This window comes from Xanthomonas sp. NCPPB 1067 (assembly GCF_020783795.1).
GTDB lineage: Bacteria > Pseudomonadota > Gammaproteobacteria > Xanthomonadales > Xanthomonadaceae > Xanthomonas > Xanthomonas melonis.
The window spans coordinates 303,803-324,008 of sequence record NZ_JAJGQG010000001.1; the positions used below are offsets into that span (position 1 = coordinate 303,803).

General features: G+C 68.2%; 21 protein-coding genes. 10 read left to right on the top strand and 11 right to left on the bottom strand.

Annotated elements, in window-relative coordinates:
• Positions 1-21 precede the first annotated feature (21 nt).
• The 5 genes from pcaH to pcaC all read left to right on the top strand — a co-directional run bounded on the left by pcaH (position 22) and on the right by pcaC (position 4,138).
• On the top strand, positions 22-753 hold the full coding sequence (pcaH, locus tag LL962_RS01305) for a protocatechuate 3,4-dioxygenase subunit beta (protein ID WP_228315601.1): 732 nt from the start codon (positions 22-24) through the stop codon (positions 751-753).
• Positions 754-757: 4 nt separating this feature from the next.
• Complete coding sequence (pcaG, locus tag LL962_RS01310; RefSeq protein ID WP_228315602.1) at positions 758-1,321, top strand: protocatechuate 3,4-dioxygenase subunit alpha; 564 nt, start codon at positions 758-760, stop codon at positions 1,319-1,321.
• Positions 1,322-1,583: 262 nt separating this feature from the next.
• Positions 1,584-2,936 carry a 3-carboxy-cis,cis-muconate cycloisomerase gene (locus LL962_RS01315; RefSeq protein ID WP_228315603.1) on the top strand — a complete coding sequence of 451 codons (1,353 nt, stop codon included), beginning with the start codon at positions 1,584-1,586 and terminating at the stop codon, positions 2,934-2,936.
• Positions 2,937-2,946: 10 nt separating this feature from the next.
• The gene (gene pcaD / locus LL962_RS01320) at positions 2,947-3,729 is read left to right on the top strand and encodes a 3-oxoadipate enol-lactonase (protein ID WP_104586251.1); all 783 of its coding nucleotides are present in this window, start codon (positions 2,947-2,949) and stop codon (positions 3,727-3,729) included.
• 22 nt (positions 3,730-3,751) lie between these two features.
• The gene (gene pcaC / locus LL962_RS01325) at positions 3,752-4,138 is read left to right on the top strand and encodes a 4-carboxymuconolactone decarboxylase (protein ID WP_104586249.1); all 387 of its coding nucleotides are present in this window, start codon (positions 3,752-3,754) and stop codon (positions 4,136-4,138) included.
• Positions 4,139-4,183: 45 nt separating this feature from the next.
• Here pcaC and LL962_RS01330 read toward each other — a convergent pair whose 3' ends face one another.
• Complete coding sequence (locus LL962_RS01330; RefSeq protein WP_104586483.1) at positions 4,184-5,044, bottom strand: IclR family transcriptional regulator domain-containing protein; 861 nt, start codon at positions 5,042-5,044, stop codon at positions 4,184-4,186.
• Between the two features lie 146 nt (positions 5,045-5,190).
• Between LL962_RS01330 and LL962_RS01335 the strand changes: the two genes are divergently transcribed.
• A complete protein-coding gene (locus LL962_RS01335) occupies positions 5,191-6,048 on the top strand; it encodes a PA4780 family RIO1-like protein kinase (RefSeq protein WP_228315604.1) in 858 nt (285 codons plus the stop codon).
• 49 nt (positions 6,049-6,097) lie between these two features.
• Here LL962_RS01335 and LL962_RS01340 read toward each other — a convergent pair whose 3' ends face one another.
• The 3 genes from LL962_RS01340 to LL962_RS01350 form a co-directional block, all read right to left on the bottom strand.
• The gene (locus LL962_RS01340) at positions 6,098-6,808 is read right to left on the bottom strand and encodes a DUF2490 domain-containing protein (RefSeq protein WP_104586245.1); all 711 of its coding nucleotides are present in this window, start codon (positions 6,806-6,808) and stop codon (positions 6,098-6,100) included.
• Between the two features lie 260 nt (positions 6,809-7,068).
• Positions 7,069-8,973, bottom strand: a complete 1,905-nt coding sequence (gene mnmG / locus LL962_RS01345; RefSeq protein ID WP_228315605.1) for a tRNA uridine-5-carboxymethylaminomethyl(34) synthesis enzyme MnmG — start codon at positions 8,971-8,973, stop codon at positions 7,069-7,071.
• A 555-nt stretch (positions 8,974-9,528) separates the two neighbouring features.
• Positions 9,529-9,981, bottom strand: coding sequence for a hypothetical protein (locus LL962_RS01350; RefSeq protein ID WP_104586241.1), 453 nt, complete (start codon positions 9,979-9,981; stop codon positions 9,529-9,531).
• A gap of 157 nt (positions 9,982-10,138) precedes the next feature.
• Between LL962_RS01350 and LL962_RS01355 the strand changes: the two genes are divergently transcribed.
• From LL962_RS01355 to LL962_RS01365, 3 genes are all read left to right on the top strand, one after another.
• Positions 10,139-11,098 (top strand): pyridoxal-phosphate dependent enzyme, encoded by a 960-nt coding sequence (locus tag LL962_RS01355; RefSeq protein ID WP_228315606.1) that lies wholly within the window; start codon positions 10,139-10,141, stop codon positions 11,096-11,098.
• Complete coding sequence (locus LL962_RS01360) at positions 11,083-11,700, top strand: YdcF family protein (RefSeq protein WP_104586229.1); 618 nt, start codon at positions 11,083-11,085, stop codon at positions 11,698-11,700. The genes LL962_RS01355 and LL962_RS01360 overlap by 16 nt, the downstream gene beginning before the upstream one ends.
• Positions 11,701-11,798: 98 nt before the next feature.
• Positions 11,799-12,218: a nuclear transport factor 2 family protein gene (locus LL962_RS01365; protein WP_228315607.1), complete on the top strand. Its 420-nt coding sequence runs from the start codon at positions 11,799-11,801 to the stop codon at positions 12,216-12,218.
• Positions 12,219-12,325: 107 nt separating this feature from the next.
• Here LL962_RS01365 and lpxO read toward each other — a convergent pair whose 3' ends face one another.
• The 7 genes from lpxO to bioB all read right to left on the bottom strand — a co-directional run bounded on the left by lpxO (position 12,326) and on the right by bioB (position 19,364).
• Positions 12,326-13,231 (bottom strand): lipid A hydroxylase LpxO, encoded by a 906-nt coding sequence (gene lpxO, locus LL962_RS01370; protein ID WP_104586225.1) that lies wholly within the window; start codon positions 13,229-13,231, stop codon positions 12,326-12,328.
• Positions 13,232-13,404: 173 nt separating this feature from the next.
• A complete protein-coding gene (gene bioC, locus LL962_RS01375) occupies positions 13,405-14,289 on the bottom strand; it encodes a malonyl-ACP O-methyltransferase BioC (protein WP_228315608.1) in 885 nt (294 codons plus the stop codon).
• Positions 14,290-14,460: 171 nt separating this feature from the next.
• On the bottom strand, positions 14,461-15,243 hold the full coding sequence (locus LL962_RS01380; RefSeq protein ID WP_104586221.1) for an SDR family oxidoreductase: 783 nt from the start codon (positions 15,241-15,243) through the stop codon (positions 14,461-14,463).
• 44 nt (positions 15,244-15,287) lie between these two features.
• Positions 15,288-16,049, bottom strand: coding sequence for a pimeloyl-ACP methyl ester esterase BioH (gene bioH / locus LL962_RS01385; RefSeq protein ID WP_228315609.1), 762 nt, complete (start codon positions 16,047-16,049; stop codon positions 15,288-15,290).
• A 111-nt stretch (positions 16,050-16,160) separates the two neighbouring features.
• A complete protein-coding gene (locus LL962_RS01390) occupies positions 16,161-16,490 on the bottom strand; it encodes a DUF7079 family protein (protein WP_228315665.1) in 330 nt (109 codons plus the stop codon).
• A 138-nt stretch (positions 16,491-16,628) separates the two neighbouring features.
• Positions 16,629-17,834 carry an 8-amino-7-oxononanoate synthase gene (gene bioF, locus LL962_RS01395; RefSeq protein WP_228315610.1) on the bottom strand — a complete coding sequence of 402 codons (1,206 nt, stop codon included), beginning with the start codon at positions 17,832-17,834 and terminating at the stop codon, positions 16,629-16,631.
• A gap of 495 nt (positions 17,835-18,329) precedes the next feature.
• The gene (gene bioB / locus LL962_RS01400; protein ID WP_228315611.1) at positions 18,330-19,364 is read right to left on the bottom strand and encodes a biotin synthase BioB; all 1,035 of its coding nucleotides are present in this window, start codon (positions 19,362-19,364) and stop codon (positions 18,330-18,332) included.
• 49 nt (positions 19,365-19,413) lie between these two features.
• Here bioB and LL962_RS01405 point away from each other — a divergent pair, with 49 nt between their 5' ends.
• Entirely contained in the window at positions 19,414-20,139 is a 726-nt protein-coding gene (locus LL962_RS01405) for a ComF family protein (protein WP_228315612.1), read from the top strand.
• Positions 20,140-20,206 lie beyond the last annotated feature (67 nt).

Sequence of the window (20,206 nt, forward strand, 5' to 3'; positions counted from 1 at the left end):
CTGCGGCCAGGGAGATCCCACATGCGCGATGCCACCACCGACGAGCCGGGCGCCGATCCATTGCTGGGCTATCGCCGTCCACGTCCCGGCACTCAGCCGGCCTGTCTGCACCTGCCCTACGCATCCACGCGTTTGCGCGGTCCCACCTGCGCGCCGATCCAGATCCCCGCCACGCTGTCGGAAGTCACCGGGCCGCGGATGGATCGCCTGACCCTGGGGCCGCATGCCGCCGACCTGACTGCCGGCTTCGATGGCGAACCGCTGGGCGAGCGCATCGTGGTGTCCGGCCGCGTGCTTGACGAAAACGGCAAGCCGGTGCGCAACAGCGTGGTGGAAGTGTGGCAGTGCAATGCCGCCGGCCGTTATCAGCATGCCGGCGACCGCCACGATGCGCCGCTGGATCCCAACTTCCGCGGCACCGGGCAGGTGCTGACCGACGCGCAGGGCCGCTACGCCTTCAAGACCATCAAGCCGGGTGCCTATCCGTGGCGCAATCACTACAACGCATGGCGGCCGGCGCACATCCATTTCTCGCTGCACGGCGACGGGATCGGGCAGCGCCTGGTCACGCAGATGTATTTCCCGGGCGACCCGTTGCTGGCGCACGACCCCATCTACAACTGCGTGGACGATGTGCTGGCGCGCGAACGCATGGTGTCCAGTTTCGACTGGGAGAACGCCATCAGCGAATACGCCCTGGCGTATCGCTTCGACATCGTGCTGCGCGGCCGCAAACAAACGGTCTGGGAGTGAACCGATGAGCCTGTACGCAACGCCTTCGCAAACCGTCGGCCCGTATTTCCGCCTTGGCCTGGAGCCGCTCTACCGCGATCGACTGGCATCGCCGCAGGTCGCGGGCACGCAGGTGCAGATCAGCGGCTGCGTCCGCGACGGTGCCGGCAGCCCGGTGGCCGATGCGGTGCTGGAACTGTGGCAGGCCGATGCGGCCGGCATCTACGCGCACCCTGCCGACCCCCGCTGGCAGGCGCATGCGCCCGAATTCGACGGGTGGGGCCGGGTCGCCACGGATGCCGAGGGGCGGTTCGCCTTCGCGACCATCAAGCCGGGTGCGGTGGCCGGGCCTGGCGACGCACTGCAGGCCGCGCATCTGACCGTGCTGGTGTTCATGCGCGGCCTGCTGCGCAGCGCGTCCACCCGCCTGTACTTCGCCGACGACCCGCAGCTGGATCGCGACCCCATCCTGGCACTGGTGCCTGCAACGCGCCGCGCCACCTTGCTGGCGCAACCCCGTGGCGGGGGCGCCTACCGCTGGGACATCCACATGCAGGGCGAGACCGAGACCGTGTTCTTCGACTACTGATGCGGCGCGATGTTGCCAGTCGCAGGCGTGGCCCTGGCCGCTCCCCGCCTGTTCGAATCACGCAGCGGTGTCCGGTCCGGCAACGCCGTGTGGCAGGTTGCGCTGCCGTCCGGCGCGATGGCGCCGCAGTTTCCCCCTGCGCGCGTGGCCATGGCATGCCGTGGATGGACGTTGCGCGCAACGGCCATGCACACGTGTCGCGTGCCGGTTGGCACCTACGCGCTGCGATGCCATGCTGCCGCCACGCCAAGAGAGCCACCGCATGAGTTCCACCTTTTCGCTGTTGGACCCTTTGTTTGGCGACCCTGCATGCGACGCGCTGTTCGACGATGCGGCGCGGGTGCAGGCGATGTTGCAGTTCGAAGCGGCACTGGCCCAGGCGCAGGCGCACTGCGGCGTCATTCCCGCGGCCGCCGCGCAGGCCATCGCCCGGGCCTGCGATGTGCGCCATTACGACCTGGCCGCATTGGCGCAGGCCAGCGCGCTGGCTGGCAACCCCGCCATCGGGCTGGTCAAGGCGCTCACCGCGCGGGTGAGCCAACACGATGCCGACGCCGCGCGCTGGGTGCACTGGGGTGCCACCAGCCAGGACCTCATCGACACCGGCATGGTGCTGCAGTTGCGCGCTGCGCTCGATCTGCTGCTGCCGCAACTGCAGCGCCTGTGCGGCACCCTGGCCGATCTGTCCGAACGTGAGCGCGACACCGGCCTGCCCGGGCGCACCCTGCTGCAACATGCGGTGCCGGTGACCTTCGGACTCAAGGCGGCCGGCTGGCTGGATGCGCTGCAGCGCGCGCAGCGCCGCCTGCACGCCCTGCGCGAGGATGCGCTGGCGCTGCAGTTCGGTGGCGCTGCCGGCACCCTGGCCTCGCTGCAGACGCGCGGACTGGAGGTGGCGCAGGCGCTGGCCGACACCCTGGCCTTGCCGTTGCCGGCCGTGCCCTGGCATACCGCCCGCGACCGCATCGTCGAGATCGGCTGCGTATTCGGGCTGCTGGCCGGCACCCTGGGCAAGATCGCCGGCGACGTGGTGTTGCTGATGCAGTCGGAGGTGGGCGAGGCGTTCGAACCCGCCGCGGCCGGCAAGGGCGGCTCGTCGGCGATGCCGCACAAGCGCAATCCGGTCTCCAGCGTCGCGGCGATCGCCGCAGCCACGCGCGTGCCCGGCCTGGTCGCCACCTTGTTCAGCGCGATGACGCAGCCGCACGAGCGCGCCGCCGGCCAGTGGCATGCCGAATGGGACACCCTGCCGCAGATCGTGCGGCTCACTGCCGGCAGCCTGGCGCAGATGCAGGCCTGCCTGGCCGGGCTGAAACTGGACCGCGCACGCATGCGGGCGCATCTGGACAGCCACGGCGGCGTGCTCTACGCCGAGGCGGCGGTGTTCGCCCTGGCGCCGCAGCTCGGCAAGGCGCAGGCACATGCGCTGGTCGAGCAGGCCGTGCTGCGCGCGCAGCAACAGCAACGGCATCTGCGCGAAGTGTTGGGCGAGGATCCGCAGGTCGGCGCGATACTCACGCCGGCACAACTGCAGGCGGTGTTCGATAGCCGGAGCTGGCGTGGTATGTCGTCGGTCTGGATCGACCGCGTGCTGGCCGGTTCTCCTTCCCGCTGACGGTGCTCCGATGGCCTATCTCCCGTTGCCCACGCATCGCCTGCACTACCGCCTGGACGGCACCGAGGGGCGGCCCTGGCTGACCTTCTGCAACTCGCTCGGCACCGATCTGCACATGTGGGATGTGCAGATCGAAGCCTTCGCCCCGCATTACCGCATCCTGCGTTACGACCGGCGCGGCCACGGCTATTCGGAAACGCCGCCCGGTCCCTACAGCATCGCCGAACTGGCCCAGGACGTGCTGGCGCTGTGGGACGCACTGCAGATTGAACGCAGCGATTTCTGCGGGCTGTCGATCGGCGGACTCACCGGGCAGTGGCTGGGCCTGCACGCACCGCAACGGCTGCGCCGCCTGGTGGTGTGCGCCACCGCGCAGAAGATCGGCAGTTCGGCCACCTGGGAGGCGCGTATCGAGCAGGTGCGCAGCGAAGGCCTGCCAAGCCTGATCGATGCCACCTTGCAGCGCTGGTTCACCCCAGCGTTTGCGCACAGCCATGCGCAGCGCCTGGACATGGTGGCTGCCGCGTTCGTGTCCACCTCGCCGGCCGGCTACATGGCCTGCTGCCAGGCCGTGGCCGAGGCGGACTTCCGCGGCGCGCTCGATGGCCTGGCCTTGCCGCTGCTGGCCGTGGCCGGCGACGACGACCCGGTCTGTCCGCCGCCGAACCTGCGCGACATCGCCTACGCCGCCCCCGACGGCCACTACGCTCAGGTGCCCGGCCGGCACATCTGCAATCTTGAATCGCCCGCCGCCTTCAACGACGCGGTACTGGGTTTCCTGTTGAACGACTGACTCCCCCCGCCAAGGACATCCGATGCACGAAGACGAGCGTTACCAGGCCGGCATGCGCGAACGCCGGCGCGTGCTGGGCGATGCGCATGTCGATCGCGCGCAGGCCGCACGCAGCCCGCTGACCGACGAGTTCCAGGCCCTGATCACCCGCTATGCCTGGGGCACCATCTGGACCCGCGATGGCTTGCCCGCGCATACCCGTTCGTTGATCACCTTGTCGATGATGGTCGCCCTGGGCCACGACGAGGAATTCAAGCTGCACGTCCGTGCGGCACGCAACAACGGCGTGACCGCCGAGCAGATCAAGGAAGTGTTGCTGCAGGCGGCCATCTATTGCGGCGTGCCGGCTGCCAACCACGCCTTTGCGCTGGCCGTGCCGATCCTGCAGGAACAGGCTGCGGAAGGCTGAGTCCTTCGCTTCTTGGAACGTGCCGACGCTGCGGTTCGGGGCGGCCTAGCTCAGCAAGGTGCCCAGTCGCTGCGCGGCCTGTTTCAGCGGCTCCAGCAATTGCATCTGCATGGTCTGCAGGCTCACGCGCCCCGCCTGGGCGCCGATGTTCAGCGCGGCGATCACCTCGCCGCGCAGGTTGCGCACCGGCACCGCGATCGAGCGCAGCCCGATCTCCAGTTCCTGGTCGGTCAGGCACATGCCCTCGCGGCGCGTGCGTGCCAGCACCTCCAGCAGCGCCGATGCCTGGGTCAGCGTGCGTTCGGTGCGCGGGCGCAGCGTGGTGCGTTCCAGATAGGCTCGCAGGGTGTCGGCGGGCAGCGCAGCCAGCAGCACCCGGCCCATCGAGGTGCAATACGCCGGCAGCCGGGTGCCCGGGCGTAGCCCGATGGACATGATGCGCACCGTCTCCGCACGCGCCACGTACAGCAGGTCGTCGCCGTCCAGCACACCTAGCGAGCAGGATTCCAGCACCTGATCGCGCAGGCCATCCAACACCGGCTGCGCCGCGGCGGTCATCGACGACGAGGCCACGTACGCACCGCCCAGCCCCAGCACGCGCGGCAGCAACACATAGCCGCGGCCCTGCTCGCCCACATAGCCCAGCCTGGTCAGCGTGTGCAGCACGCGCCGCACCGCGGCGCGCGAGATCCCGGTTTCCAGGCTGATCTGCGACATCGTCACCTCGCGCGCATGCTGGGCGAACACGCTCAGCACCACCAACCCACGCCCCAGCGAGGTCATGAAATCGGGGTCGCCCTGCGCGGCGGCAATCTGCTGCATCAGCTCGTGCGGCAGACCGCGTTCGCTGCCGGCCGCAGCCGTGGAGGCGGAGGGTGTGCGGCGGCGGGCAGGAGTGTCGGGCATCGGATCGCAGCTTGGGCAGGTGCTGCCATGGTAAGCGCTCGCACCGTCGTGCGCGCCGATCGCGGTGGGCGTGCGCGGCATCTAAACGCTTCACCCGGCTTGCCGCATAATCGTCGCTGGCTCGTTCCGGATGGTCCTCCTAGTCCATGAAAACCCCCAAGGGTCTGCAGCCGCTGATCGACGACGGCGTGATCGACGAGGTATTGCGGCCGCTGAAGAGCGGCAAGGAAGCCTCCGTCTACGTGGTCGGTGCCGGCGAAGACATCCTGTGCGCCAAGGTCTACAAGGACATGGCGCAGCGCAGCTTCCAGGCGCGCGTGCAGTACCAGGAGGGGCGCAAGGTGCGCGGCAGCCGCCAGGCACGGGCGATGGGCAAGGCCACCAAGTTCGGCCGACGCGAGGCCGAAACGGCATGGAAGAACACCGAGGCCGATGCGCTCTACCAACTGGTGGATGCCGGCGTGCACGTGCCCAGGCCGCGCGGCTATTTCCATGGCGTGCTGCTGATGGATCTGGTCACCGACGACGCGGGGCATAGCGCACCGCGCCTGGGCGAATTGGAACTGGAACCGGAACAGGCGCTTGCCTTCCATGCCAGTCTGATCGGCGACGTGGTCAAGATGCTGTCGCTGGGGTTGGTGCACGGCGACCTGTCCGAATACAACGTGCTGGTGTCGCCCCAGGGGCCGGTGGTGATCGACTTTCCGCAGGTGGTCAGCGCCGCCGGCAACAATGCCGCACGCCAGATGTTGCTGCGCGATGTGCACAACCTGCGCGATTGCCTGGGCCGTTTCGCACCGGAGCTGCTCCAGACCCATTACGGCGAAGAGATGTGGGCGCTCTACGAAAAGGGCGAGCTACGCCCCGATAGCGTGCTCACCGGGCGTTTCCGGTTCGATACCCGGCGTGCGGATGTGCGCGCCGTGCGCGCCTCCATCGAGGACGCACGCCAGGAAAATCTGATCCGCCAGCAGGGTCGGCAAGCCGCCGCCGAAGACGATTGATCGGCGCAGTGCAGACATCTGCAAGTGCCTGCCGCGCCGGCGTGCATTCTCAGAAATTGAAGCGGAATGTCGTCATCAGCACATGGTTTTCGCGATCCACCGCGCGGGTGTTGACGAACTGGTTCAGATAGCCCACATCGACATTGGAAATGGCATTGAATTTCCAGTTGATGCCGACGAACAGACGGTTCTGGTCGAGACCGCGTCGCGCTCCCCAGCTGGTCTGGTCGAGATTGACGAACACTTCGTCGAAGACCACCCAGGACAACTGCGGCGCCAGGCTGCTGGGGCGGGTGGCGCGAATCATCTGCCGCACCCGATATCCCTCGTCGCTGAAGTCCTCGCGGTGACGTTGTTCCAGGCGGGTTCGGCTGGTGATGCTGATGTTGGCGACCGGGTCGAACTGATACTGGAACTGCCCCCACCAGCGATTCTCGCGATTGGATGGCTGGCCGGCCGGATGGCTGATGATGGTGTCGTAACCCATCCAGACGCTGGCCTTGGGATTGAGTCGATAAAACACTGCCGGGCGCAGGATCAATTGATCGAACTGCTCGCCTTCTTCGCGCCAGCGGGGATGGATATCCATGCTCCAGTAGAGATTCTCGACCGGCAGCTTGCCCTGAGCGTAGATACTCAACCAATACCGCCCATCTTCTTCGGTGCTGGCGTGGGCAGGGTAGATGCTTGCCAGCGTCAGGAGCGCAGCGGGGCAGGCGATGCGGAGCGTGGCGGCCAATAATGTGCTAACTGCGTTCATTTAATAAAATGTGTCGTCGTTGGCAAATCATAGCAATATCCTTTGCCCGCCCAACGACCGTCCGGCGGATCTATTCCGCCCTTATTCGCCACTCTCTTCGTGAATCGCGACATTCCATCGTGCTGGTTTCTCCAAACGGACGACCCGCCCATGCAATGCACACACCACACGGGTCGGCGATGGACGATCTCCATGCCGTGGTGGTGCCGCTCCTGACAGCGCTGCGACCTCGTTCTGCACCACACGTGTCCAGCGGGACGCTACGCCACCTGGCTGCGCCGCGCACGCTCCAGGTGTACCAGCAGCAGCGAGATCGCTGCCGGCGTCATGCCGGGAATGCGCTGGGCCTGGCCGATGTGTTGCGGGCGCACGCGTTCGAGCTTCTGTTGCACCTCGATCGATAGTCCGCGCACGCCGGCATAGTCGAAACCCTCGGGTATCGGCGTGTTTTCCTGGCGCTGCTGACGTGCGATGTCGTCGCGCTGACGGTCCAGGTAGCCGGCGTACTTGACGCCGATTTCGACCTGTTCTGCCACCTGGCTATCGTCCACGCCTGGCCCCAGGGTCGGCACGCGCATCAGGCTGGCGTAGTTCAATTCCGGGCGCTTGATCAGATCCAGCACATTGGTTTCGCGGCTCAGCGACACGCCCAGGGTCTGCGTCACCTCGCGCCCCAGCGCATTGCCGGGTGTGGCCCACAGTGCAGACAGGCGTGCGCTTTCGCGCTGCACGGCCTCCTGCTTGGCCGCAAAGCGCGCCCAGCGCGCGTCGTCGACCAGGCCCATGCTGCGGCCGACACCGGTCAAACGCGCATCGGCATTGTCTTCGCGCAGCTGTAGCCGGTACTCGGCGCGGCTGGTGAACATGCGATACGGCTCGGTGGTGCCGTGGGTGATCAGATCGTCCACCAGCACGCCCAGGTAGGCCTCATCGCGGCGCGGCGACCACGCGGGCAATCCCTGTACGTGCCGGGCGGCATTGAGGCCGGCCAGCAGGCCTTGCGCGGCAGCTTCTTCATAGCCGGTGGTGCCGTTGATCTGGCCGGCGAAGAACAGCCCGCCCACGGCCTTGGTTTCCAGCGAGGCCTTGAGTCCGCGCGGGTCGAAGAAGTCGTATTCGATGGCATAGCCGGGGCGGGTGATGTGCGCCCGGGCAAAGCCGTTGATCGAGCGCACCAGCGCCAGCTGTACATCGAACGGTAGCGAGGTGGAGATGCCGTTGGGATAGATCTCGGTCACCTCCAGCCCTTCGGGTTCGACGAAGATCTGGTGGCTGGTCTTCTCGGCGAAACGCACCACCTTGTCTTCGATCGACGGGCAGTAGCGCGGGCCAATGCCTTCGATCTGCCCCGAATACAGCGGCGAGCGATGCAGCGCATTGCGGATGATGTCGTGGGTCTGTTCGGTGGTGTGGGTGATCCAGCAGCTGACCTGACGCGGATGGTCGCCGACCTGGCCCATGAACGACATCACCGGCAGCGGGTCGTCGCCGGGCTGCTCGACCATCACGTCGTAGTCCAGCGAGTGCCCATCGATACGCGGCGGGGTACCGGTCTTGAGGCGGTCGATGGCGAACGGGCGCTCGCGCAGGCGGGCGGCCAGGGTGGTGGCCGGCGGGTCTCCCATGCGCCCTGCCGCATACTGCGTTTCTCCGACATGGATCTTGCCGGCCAGAAAGGTGCCGGCGGTCAGCACCACCGAGGGTGCTTCGAAACGCAGCCCGGTCTGGGTGATCACCCCGCGCACGCTATCGCCTTCGGCGGCGCCGTTGTGGATGATCAGATCGTCCACCGCCGCCTGGAACACGGTCAGGTTGGGCTGCGCCTCGACGATGCGTCGGATCGCGTTGCGGTAGAGGTTGCGGTCAGCCTGGCAGCGGGTGGCGCGCACCGCCGGCCCCTTGGAGGCATTGAGCGTGCGCCACTGGATGCCGGCTAGATCGGCGGCATGCGCCATTGCCCCGCCCAGCGCGTCGATCTCCTTGACCAGGTGGCCCTTGCCAATCCCGCCGATGGCCGGATTGCAGCTCATCGCGCCCACTGTCTCGATGTTGTGGGTCAGCAGCAGGGTGCGGGCACCGGCACGCGCGGATGCCAGCGCAGCCTCGGTGCCGGCGTGGCCGCCGCCGATCACGATGACGTCGAAGCGGTAGAAGGAGTCGGACATGGGCGTGTATCGATGACGGAAAAAGAAAAACGGCCGGAGAAGTATCGGCTGAAGGACCGACGCGGTCACTAATGCGCTAAAAGTGTGGTGTAAATCACATTTCGCAATAGTGGCGCTCAAGTTGGCATGTTTCGTGCGGATATCCCTACTGCACCCGGCGCGGCATTGCGACATGGGCGCAAAGGCTGGAATTGGAACAGGGGCCAGCCGCGCGTGCGTCGGGGTAGCGTAAGGGTCGGTAGTCGGGGGACTGCCGACCCTTAATTTTTTGCCTGACGCCGACCTGCTGCAGACCATCGACCACACGGCCCCAGGACAAAACGCATAAAGCCCCGGCATGCCGGGGCTCTATGCGTTGAAGGCGCCGATATCCGACAGGGCCGGAACAGGGGGGATCCAGATTTCCCTGTCGGACATCGACATAAGTCGGTCCATGCGGCGAGCCGGGTCACAACATGACGTGGCAGGTCACACAGAGCACCTAGCTTGCGTCCAAGTACCAACTGAACGCAAGCCCCACACGTCTCATTTGTGGGACGTGTCTCAGTCAGCGGGTTACGGAATTTGCTGGCGTGGCGTCTGCCGCTGGATTTCCCGGATCACCCGTGGCGGCGCACCGATCCGCGGCGGCGGTCGCGACGGTGGCGCACCGGTCGGCGGCCGGCTGCCGCCTGACGGCTGCGATGGCCGAGGCCGATCCGGGCGTGGGCCGCTGAAGCCGCCTTGCGGGCGCGGCGGTCGGTATTGCGGCCGCCGATCGTAGGGCCGGTAGTAATAGCCGCCACCGCGATAGATCGGATGGATCGGATAGTTGTACAGGCCGAAGCCACCTGCCCCATAGGGCCCGTAGGGCGGACCGTAGTAGAACGGCGAGTACCCCGGCGGATAGCGGTACTGCACCGCAGGGGCGCCGCGGTAATAGCCGCCGGACCCGCCCCCGGTGTAGTCATAGGTTGCACAGCCGCTCAGGGCAATCAGCCCGGCAGCGAAGATCAGACGGAATTTCATCGATGGTGCCCTCCTGCAACCATGGTGTCACTTTCGAACCGGTGCTTTGAATCGGTCCTTAACTCTGCAGCAACGGCGCGGTTGTTCATGGATCCAGCATGCGGCGGCGTGCTGCGTGCGAGCCGTGAAGGACGGGACGATACGTTAATCTTGCGGCATGATCGAAACGGTCCCTCTGGCCCACCGCGACGTGCTGCACGCCGCGGCGCGCATCGCCCCGCACTGCGCACCCACACCGGTGCTGACCTCGCACAGCCTGGACACCTTGAGCGGCGCACGCCTGTTCTTCAAGGCCGAACACCTGCAACGCACTGGCGCCTTCAAGTTCCGCGGCGCCTGCAACGCCGTCTGGGCGCTGCCTCAGGAGCAGGCTGCGCGAGGCGTGGTCACGCACTCGTCCGGCAATCACGGCGCCGCGCTGGCCCTGGCCGCGCGCACGCGCGACATCGGCTGCCATGTGGTGGTGCCCGAGGGCGCGGTGGCCGCCAAGCTGGCCAATATCTCCCGCCACGGCGCCACCCTGTGGCGCTGCGCGCCAACCATCGCGGCGCGCGAGCAGTTATGTGCGCAGGTACAGGCCAGCAGTGGCGCCACGCTGGTCCATCCGTATACCGATCCGGCCGTGATCGGCGGGCAGGGCACCGCCACGCTGGAGCTGCTGCACCAGAGCGGCGGGCTGGACGTGCTGGTGGTGCCGGTCGGCGGCGGTGGGCTCGCGGCCGGGGCGGCGCTGGCTTTGCGCGCGGCGCCGGACTGCGCACTGGTGCTGGCCGAGCCGAGCGGCGCGGCCGATACCGCCCGCTCGCTGGCCGCGGGGCGGCGCCTGATCGATTTCGTTCCCGAGACCGTGTGCGATGGCCTGCGTGGAACGCTCGGGGAACCGAATTTCGCGCTGCTGCAGGATGCCGGCGCGCAGGCGATCACGGTGGACGATGCGGCCGTGGTGCAGGCGATGCGGCTGCTCTGGCAGATCCTCAAGCAGGTGGTGGAGCCGTCCTCGGCGATCGCGCTGGCCGCGGTACTGGCCGAGCCGGACCGGTTCGCCGGGCGCAGGGTGGGGCTGGTCCTGTCCGGCGGCAATGTCGACCTGGATGCGCTGCCGTGGGTGCTCGCATGAGCAGGCGCGCGCGCGGTCTGGGGCTGTGGGGATGGTGCTGGCGGCTGTGCATGCTGGCGCTGATCTGGCTGGTGGGGGTGGCTGGCTGGATCGTCTGGGTTGGCGATCGCGATCAGGCCGCGCCGGCCGATGTGATCATCGTGCTGGGCGCGGCCGCCTACGATGCGCGTCCATCGCCGGTGTTCGAAGAGCGGATCCGGCACGCGCTGGATCTGTACACACAAGGCTATGCGTCGCACCTGTTGTTCACCGGTGGCTTCGGCAACGGCGCACGCTTTGCCGAATCGCAGGTGGCGCGGCGCTATGCGCTTCGGCATGGCGTGCCGTCGGACGCGATCGTGATCGAAACCCGCTCGCGCACCACCCGGCAGAATCTGGAGCAGGCGCGTGCGCTGATGGAGCGTCACGGCATGCATCGGGCAATCATCGTCAGCGACCCGCTGCACATGGCGCGCGCATTGCGGCTGAGCCGTGAGCTGGGCGTGGACGCGCTGGCGTCGTCCACACCCAGTACGCGCTTCCGCAGTTTTCACACCAGCTGGCGTTTTCTGCTGCAGGAGGTCTACTACTTCCACCGCGATCTGCTGTCGCGCGGAGCCTAGCCAGCCGCGCCGCGCCGGTCCTGCCGGCAATGCGCGCGACCTCCGCCACACCGCGCGCGTTTCATTATGATGCGGTTTTCCCAGCGGCAGGTTCGAGCATGAGCGAGAGCAACCGACAACACGCTATCGGCCTGGTTCAGGCCTATTACGAAGCCTTCAATCGCGGCGATTGGGACGGCATGTTGGCGTTCCTGACCGAGGATGTCGCGCACGACCTCAATCAGGGAACGCGCGAGATCGGTCGCGCGGATTTTGCCGCGTTCCTGCAGCGCATGAACGACAGCTACCGCGAGCAGCTGCACGATATCGTGGTGACCGCCAACGAGGACGGCACGCGCCTGGGCGCCGAATACGTGGTGCATGGCGTCTACCACACCACCGACGAAGGCCTGCCCGATGCGCATGGGCAGACCTATGTGCTGCCGGGCGGCGCCTTCTTCGAGGTGCGCGAAGGCAGGATCGCCCGCGTGACCAACTACTACAACCTGCAGGAGTGGATCGCGCAGGTATCGCGCTGAGCGCTCGATCGGCACGGAGCGGCGCTGCGTAGGAGCGCGCTTGCGCGCGATGAGGCGCTGCCGGCATGACCGGTCGCGCCCGGGTGCGCTCCTCGGATGGTGCGACGCTACAGCCGCACGATACCGATCACCACCAGCACGAACAGGCTCCACTTGAGCACCTGATAGAGCGGGTTGTTGCGCTCCTTCAGCGCCTTGGCCTTCAGTCGCGCGGCGTAGAAATAGCGGAATACGCGGTTGATGCCGCCGGTCTTGTCGCCTTCCTGATTGGGCGAGGCGCCCGCCGAGAGCAGGCTGCGGCCGACCAAACGGTTCACCGCCGCCGCCCAGCGCCAGCGCATCGGGCGCTCGATATCGCAGAACAGGATGATGCGGTCCTGATCGGTGTCGTTGCGCGCGTAGTGGATGTAGGTCTCGTCGAACATGGTCCACTCGCCATCGCGCCAGCTGTGGCGCTGTCCGTCCACGTCGATGAAGCAACGGTCGTCGTTGGGCGTGGCCAGCCCCAGGTGCAGCCGCATGGATCCTGCGAACGGGTCGCGGTGCGGGCGCAGCTCGCTGCCCGGCGGCAGCTCGGCGAACATGGCCGCCTTCACTGCGGGGATCGACTTGAGCAGGGCGGTGGTCTGCGGGCACAGCTCGGCCGCCGAGGGATGCGCGGTGCCGTACCATTTCAGGTAGAAGCGTTTCCAGCCGCGGCGGAAGAACGAATTGAAGCCGATGTCGGTATAGCCGTCGGCGGCGCGGATCTTCTGCATCTGCTGCAGGGCCACCGCTTCGTCGCGGATCACGGACCAGTTCGCGCGCAGCGGCGCCAGTTCCGGAAATTCCCGGCCCGGGTCGATGAACGGCGTCGTCGGCACACGCGAGCACAGGTACATCAGCGTGTTGATCGGCGCCATGAAGGTGGAATGGTCCAGCAGCTGCCGACTGAGCCGGTGCCGCACGCGACCGCGGTAATGGATGTACAGCGCCGATGCGATGAACAGCGCGATCAGAAACCACTTCAACATGGGAGAGGCCGAATGGGGGCGGGGCCGTCGCAGGGGGAGCGGCGGGTTCGACGCAGGGGAGGCGTCGTCAACTTGTGAATTCTACCGGGTGATACGGTCTTGCCCACGCATCAGCCCCCGATGCCGGCGCAATGCAGTGTGTCACTGACGCGCTACGCCGCCTGGAGCGGCGCTCACTCGCTGCGGCGGCGGATCGGGATGGAAGCGACCGGGACACTGGCGATGTCCTGGCCGCGCTCGCGGATGGGGGCGCCGGCGGCCGGAGCCCAGGCCTGCGCGTAGATCACTTCCCAGGAGCTGGGCAGTGTCCCGTCCGCTCGTCGCAGCGGCTCGTAGGCAGCGCTGGCGGCGGCGAAGCGACCACGTCCGGTGAGGGTGGTGCGGCGCTCGTTGAGCGCATTGGTCGCGCCCATCGCGCGCAGCTCGCGCATCAGCGCGGGCAGGTCCTGATAGGTCAGCGTGAACAGGTCGCGGTCCAGCACCGGATCGCGGAAGCCGGACATCATCAAGGCATCGCCGAACTGGGCGATCGGCGGGAAGCGGCTGACGTGCGGAGCGGTGTCGGCCTGGGCAAAGGCCTCGCGCAGTTCGATCAGGGTCTCCGGGCCGAAGGTGGAGCACAGCAACAGCCCACCCGGGCGCAGCGCACGGCGGAAGCCGGCGAACACCGCCGGCAGGTCGTCCACCCACTGCAGGCACAGGTTGCTGAAGATGACATCCACGCTGCCATCGGCCACCGGCAGCGCACGCGCGTCGGCGCAGACCTGGGCGAACGGTTTCCACCAGCCGGCCGCCTTGCGTGCCTGGCGCAGCATCGGCATGGCCTGATCGAGCGCGATCACCTGCGCCTTTGGCCAGCGCTTCTTGATGCTGCTGCTGGCATGGCCGGGGCCGGCGCCGACGTCCAGCACCACCTTCGGGACCTGATCGCCCAGGTAATCCAGCGATTCGAGCAGGCGGGTTTCCACTTCGCGCTGCAGCGCGGCGGCGGCGGCGTAGCTGCTGGCGGCACGCGCGAAGGCGCGACGGACGTGGCGGGGATCGAAAGTACTGTTCATTGCGCCGCTATTGTCGCCTGTGGCCGGTGCGGAGGGAATCGATGCGCCATGGCGGCCTTCCGAAGCGCGACCTGGTGCGTTGCATGCGTGCGGCGCGCAGGATACGCGGAGTGCGCCGGGCCCACGGATCGCTCCATCCACCGCCACCGATGCTTCCGGCGATCCGGCGCGCTAGAACGTGCCGGGGTAGCTGCCGCCATCGATCAGCAGGTTCTGCCCGGTGATGTAGCCGGCCTGGGCGCTGCACAGGAACGCGCAGGCGGCACCGAATTCGTCCGGCTCGCCGAAGCGCCTGGCCGGAATGCCGGCACGCTTGCGCTCGGCGACCACCTCAGCGCTATCGCCTTGTTGCTGTGCGATCGCGGTGAAGTTGCTGCGCAGCCGGTCGGTAAGGAATTGGCCCGGCAGCAGATTGTTGAGGGTGACGTTGTCGGCCACCGTACTGCGGGCCAGACCCGCCACGAAACCGGTCAGGCCGGCGCGTGCGCCATTGGACAGCCCGAGCATGTCGATGGGCGCCTTCACCGCGCTGGAGGTGATGTTGACGATGCGGCCGAAGCGGCGCGTGCGCATGGCATCGACGGTGGCGCGGATCAGTTCGATCGGCGCCAGCATGTTGGTGTCGAGCGCACGCAGCCAATGCTCGCGCTCCCATTGACGGAAGTCGCCCGGCGGCGGGCCGCCGGCGTTGTTGATCAGGATGTCGACCTGCGGGCAGGCGTCGAGCGCGGTGCTGCGTCCTTCCGCAGTGGCGATGTCGGCGACCACGCTGCGCACCTCGCCCGCGCCGGGGAGCGCGCGCACTGCAGTGGCGGCCTGTTCCAGCGCATCGCGGCCACGCGCCACGATCACCACGTTGACGCCTTCGCTGGCCAGCGCGCGTGCGCAGCCCAGGCCCAGGCCCTTGCTGGCGGCGCAGACCAGCGCCCAGCGCCCGGCGATTCCCAAGTCCATGCAATGCGTCCTCGATCAGCGAAACTGCATGATCGGCGATTTGCTCAGGGGATGGACGCAACGAAGCGTTGCAGCGCCTCGGCCACCTGGTCGGCATGGCCCAGGAACGGTGCGTGACCGCCACCGGCCACGGTCAGCATCTGCGCCTGCGGTGTGCGCGCGGCGGCGGCCTGCATGCCTGCCGCTGGTACCAGCCGGTCGCGCTGGCCGCCGATCCACAGGCTGGGGCGCGTCAGTTGCGGCAACGCGCGGCGCAGGTCGGTACGTTCCAGCAGCCGGAGCCCTTGCTGCAAGGCGTCGGCAGCCGGCTCGCCGCGTGCGGTGAGCGCGTCGCGCAGGCTGCGCAACTCGGCACGTGCATGCGCCGAGCCCAGTGTGTCCAACGCCAGGAATCGGTCCAGGGTGCCGCGATAGTCGCGCGCCAGATCCTGGCCGAACTGCACGAAGACGTCGCGATCGACTGCCTCCGGCCAGTCGGAGCCGCGCACGAAGCGCGGCGTGGCGGCGATCATTGCCAGCCCACGCACCTGCGGCAGGGTAGCGGTCGCATGCAGCGCGAACAGGCCGCCCAGCGACCAGCCCAGCCATACCGCCGGCGGCGTGGCGGCGGCGATGGCGGCAACCACATCGGGCAGCGCCAGCGGCGTGCTGTCCTGGCGGCTGAAGCCGTGCCCGGGCAGATCCACCAGATGCAGCTGGAAGTGCGGCGACAGCCGCTCCACCAGTGGTGCGAACACCCCGCCGTGCAGCGCCCAGCCGTGCAGGAGAACCAGTGCCGGCCCATGGCCGATGACGTCGATATGCATGCGTGCATTGTCGCCGATCGGCGCGCGTCGAATGCTGCCCGGCATGAGCTGCCCAGGTCAGCGCCTGTCGATGGCGCGCAGCGCCCGGATCTTCGGTGCGAGCACTGCCCATTACGCGCGCGCATGCCCACGCCAGCACCAGCGGTCGGGCCACCGCCAGCGCCGTGCACGCCGTGCGGCGATGGTGGCGGCCAGCCAGTCGGAGTCGAAACCGTCCCACACACCGGCGACGCAGCGCAGATTGCCGATCAACACCGGATGCACCTCATGCAGCAACATCGCACGCAACTGCGGCAGCGTGAAGGGCGAAGCCGCCAACGCCTGCGCGATGCGGGCGTGCTCGTTCTCGCAGGCGGTGTCCAGGTAGAGCAGGGACAGTGCGTCCCAGACGCGGCGCTGTGCCGGCGTGGCAGTGGTTGGGTCGAGCGCGCGCGCGGTCACGGCGGTGGACGCGTCGCTACCGGACGCGCCGCTGCGCAATGTCTGCGCGTGGCGGTGACCGCGTGGAAACGGCGATATGGCCGCCGGCGGCGTGAGGCGGCCGCACCGACCGGGCGGGGCGGTGCGGTGTCGCTCACCTCAAGCCGAGGCGCGCAGCGGTTGCCGGCCGACCGTATCGCGCGCCTGCGCGATCGCCTCGATCAGCGCCTGCACCTGCTGCGGCGTGTGCAGCGCCGACAAGGTCACGCGCAGGCGTGCCTTGCCCTCGGGCACGGTGGGCGGGCGGATGGCACCGACCATGAAGCCGGCCTGTTCGAGCGCGGCCGACATCGCCATCACCGTGGACTCTTCGCCGCACAGCAAGGGTTGGATCGGTGTCTCCGAGGCCATCAGTTCGAAACCATGCCTGCGCGCACCGTCGCGGAATGCGCCGATCAGTTCGACCAGGCGTGCGCGGCGCCAGTCGTCGCGGCGTGCCAGGCGCACCGCGGCCAGCGTGGCGGCCACCTGCGCCGGCGGCAGCGCAGTGGTGTAGATGTAGGGGCGCGCGGTCTCGGCCAGGTGGCGCACCAGTGCTTCGTCGCCGACCACCGCCGCGCCGTAGCCGCCCAGCGCCTTGCCCAGGGTCACCAGCTGCAGCGGGACCTCGGCCATGCCCAGTCCGGCATCGGCCACGCAGCCGCGCCCCTGCGGCCCCAGCACGCCGACGCCGTGCGCATCGTCGACATAGAACAGCGCCTGCTGCATGCGCGCCACCAGGCTCAACGCACGCAACGGCGCCACGTCGCCATCCATGCTGAAGACGCCGTCGCTGGCCAGCATCGCCGCGCCCTCGGGCGCGCCCTTGAGCTGGCGCATCGCGCCTTCCACGTCCAGGTGCGGATAGCGCCGCAGCCGGCAGCCGGCCAGGCGCGTGGCATCGAGCAGGCTGGCGTGGTTGAGCCGGTCCTGCACGCAGACGTCGTCCTCTTCGCTGAGCAGCGCCTGCTGTACCGCCAGGTTGGCGATGAACCCGCTGCCGAACAGCAATGCCGAGGGATAGCCCAGCCACTCGGCGATCTCGCGTTCCAGCATCTCGTGCGCGGTGTGGTGCCCGCAGATCAGGTGCGAGGCGGTCGCGCCGACGCCGTCGCGCGCGGTGGCATCCTGTAGCGCGGCGACCACTTCGAACTGCTGGGACAGCCCCAGATAATCGTTGGAGCAGAAGCCGGTCAGCCAGCGGCCATCGATTTCCAGCCGCACGCCATCGCGACGACCGACCTGCCGCCGTACCCGGACCCGTTCCTGGGCCACGCGCAACTTGCGCAGTGACGAAATCCGTTCGTGCAGATCGGGGCGCGTCATGGGACATTCGGTAAGGGAAAGGGCCGCTAGCGTAGCGTGCCGCGCCTGCCTCGCACAGCCGAGACCGACGACCGGTACAGGCGATGCCGACGCGCGCGCATCCACGGCTGGTTGCGCGCGCTGCCATCGCCTGCCGGTCGCGCAGATGCGCCGCTCGGGTCGCGGAGGTTCCGCAGCTGGCGCGGCTATCGCGGCGCAGGTCGGCGGCAAGCGCGCATGCCGGCCGGTGGTCTGCGACCCCGGAGTGCAGGACTGCCGCCGATCGCGCGACCGATCGGGTGTGGACGGTGCGAGAGTGACGACGGCAAGCGCTTTGCGCCTGACCGCCGCCCGCCGACCGGCAGGATTCGCATGCCGCACTCGCGCAGCGCGATGGCATGGCTTCCGACTCGCGACCGACGCGACCCGGCAGGCGCCGGCATCTTCCGCGGCGCCACAGGCCGCTGGCTCATCGGAGCCATGCCGGCACCGCCTGCCGTCAGGCGCTGGCGATGCTCATGCCGCGCGTTCGCAGGCCGTGCCGCAGGTGATGTCCGCATGCACGGTGCCGGGGTGATCGTGGTCGGCCGCATCGACGCTGACCTGCATCGCACGCAGGCCCAGGCGCTGGAACAGGGCCTGGTCGCGTTCGGTGTCCGGGTTGCCGGTGGTGAGCAGTTTTTCGCCGTAGAAGATCGAATTGGCGCCGGCCATGAAGCACAGCGCCTGCAACTCGTCGCTCATCGCCTCGCGGCCGGCAGACAGACGCACCATCGATCTGGGCATGACGATGCGGGCTACGGCGATCATGCGTACGAACTCGAACGGATCCAGCTGCTGGACGCCGTGCAGCGGCGTGCCGGGCACCTGCACCAGCTGGTTGATCGGCACCGAATCCGGATGCGCAGGCAGGTTGGCCAGGGCCAGCAGCAGGCCGATGCGGTGCTCGCGGGTTTCACCCATGCCGACGATGCCGCCGCAACAGGTCTTCAGGCCTGCATCGCGCACATGCTCCAAGGTATCCAGGCGATCCTGGTACTGGCGGGTATGGATGATGGAGTCGTAGTAATCCGGCGCGGTGTCCAGATTGTGGTTGTAGTAGTCCAGGCCGGCGTCCTTGAGCGCACGCGCCTGGCCGGCATCCAGCATGCCCAGCGTGGCGCAGGTTTCCAGCCCCAGCGCCTTGACCTCGCGGATCATCGCGGCCACCTTGGGGATATCGCGCTCCTTGGGCGAGCGCCATGCCGCACCCATGCAAAAACGCGAGGCGCCGGCGGCCTTGGCCTGGCGTGCCTTGGCGACGACGGCGTCGGTCTCCATCAGCTTCTGCGCGCTGACGCCGGTGTCGTAGCGCTGCGCCTGCGGGCAATACGCGCAGTCTTCCGGGCAGCCACCGGTCTTGACCGACAGCAAGGTGGAGACCTGCACCTGCGACGGATCGAAATGTGCGCGGTGCACGTTGGCCGCGTGATGCAGCAACTCCGGGAACGGCAGGTCGAACAGCGCCTGCAGTTCTTTGCGATCCCAGTCATGGCGTACGACAACAGGCATAGGAGTTTCCTGACAGTCAGCGGCTTGAAAGCCAGGCAGTCTGGTGAGCATGGACGAGGCTGTCAACTTCGATGTCGTGGGTTCGGTTTACAGCTGGCCGCAGCGGGTGCTGCGGCTGTTGCTGCCCAGCCTGTGCCTGGTCTGTGCCGAAGCGGGCATGGCCGATTGCGATCTGTGTCCCTCCTGTCGCGCGGCGCTGCCGGAGCATGGCCACGCTTGCCTGTGCTGCGCCACGCCGCTGTTCGCCTTCGACAGCATGGCGCTATGCGGACAGTGCCTGCAGCAACTGCCGCCGCTGCAACGGGTGCATGCGTGCTTCACCTATCGCTGGCCGGTGGATGGCCTGCTGCGGCGATTCAAGTTCCACCAGGATCTGGCCGCCGGGCGCCTGCTGAGCGAGCTGATGGCCAGGCGCTGCGCGCAGTTGCCGCGGCCGCAGGCGCTGGTGCCGGTGAGCCTGCATCGGCAGCGCCTGCGCCAGCGTGGCTACGACCAGGCGCTGGAACTGGCCCGGCCGCTCGGCCGCGCGTTGCAGCTGCCGTGCCTGCCGTTGCTGCGGCGCGTGCGCGCCACCGCGCCGCAGTCGGAACTGGACGCCGCCGAGCGCCAGCGCAACCTGCGCCAGGCCTTCGTCGCACACGGTGCGCTGCCGGCGCACGTGGCGCTGGTGGACGATGTGATGACCACCGGCGCCACCCTGCATGCCGCAGCGCAGGCCCTGCGCCGCGCCGGCGTGCAGCGGGTGGATGCGTGGGTGTGCGCGCGGGTGCCGTAACCAGGTGCACGCATGAGCGTCAACGTCGCTTGGCGGCAAGGCGCTGCCCGGATCGGCACGCGATAAA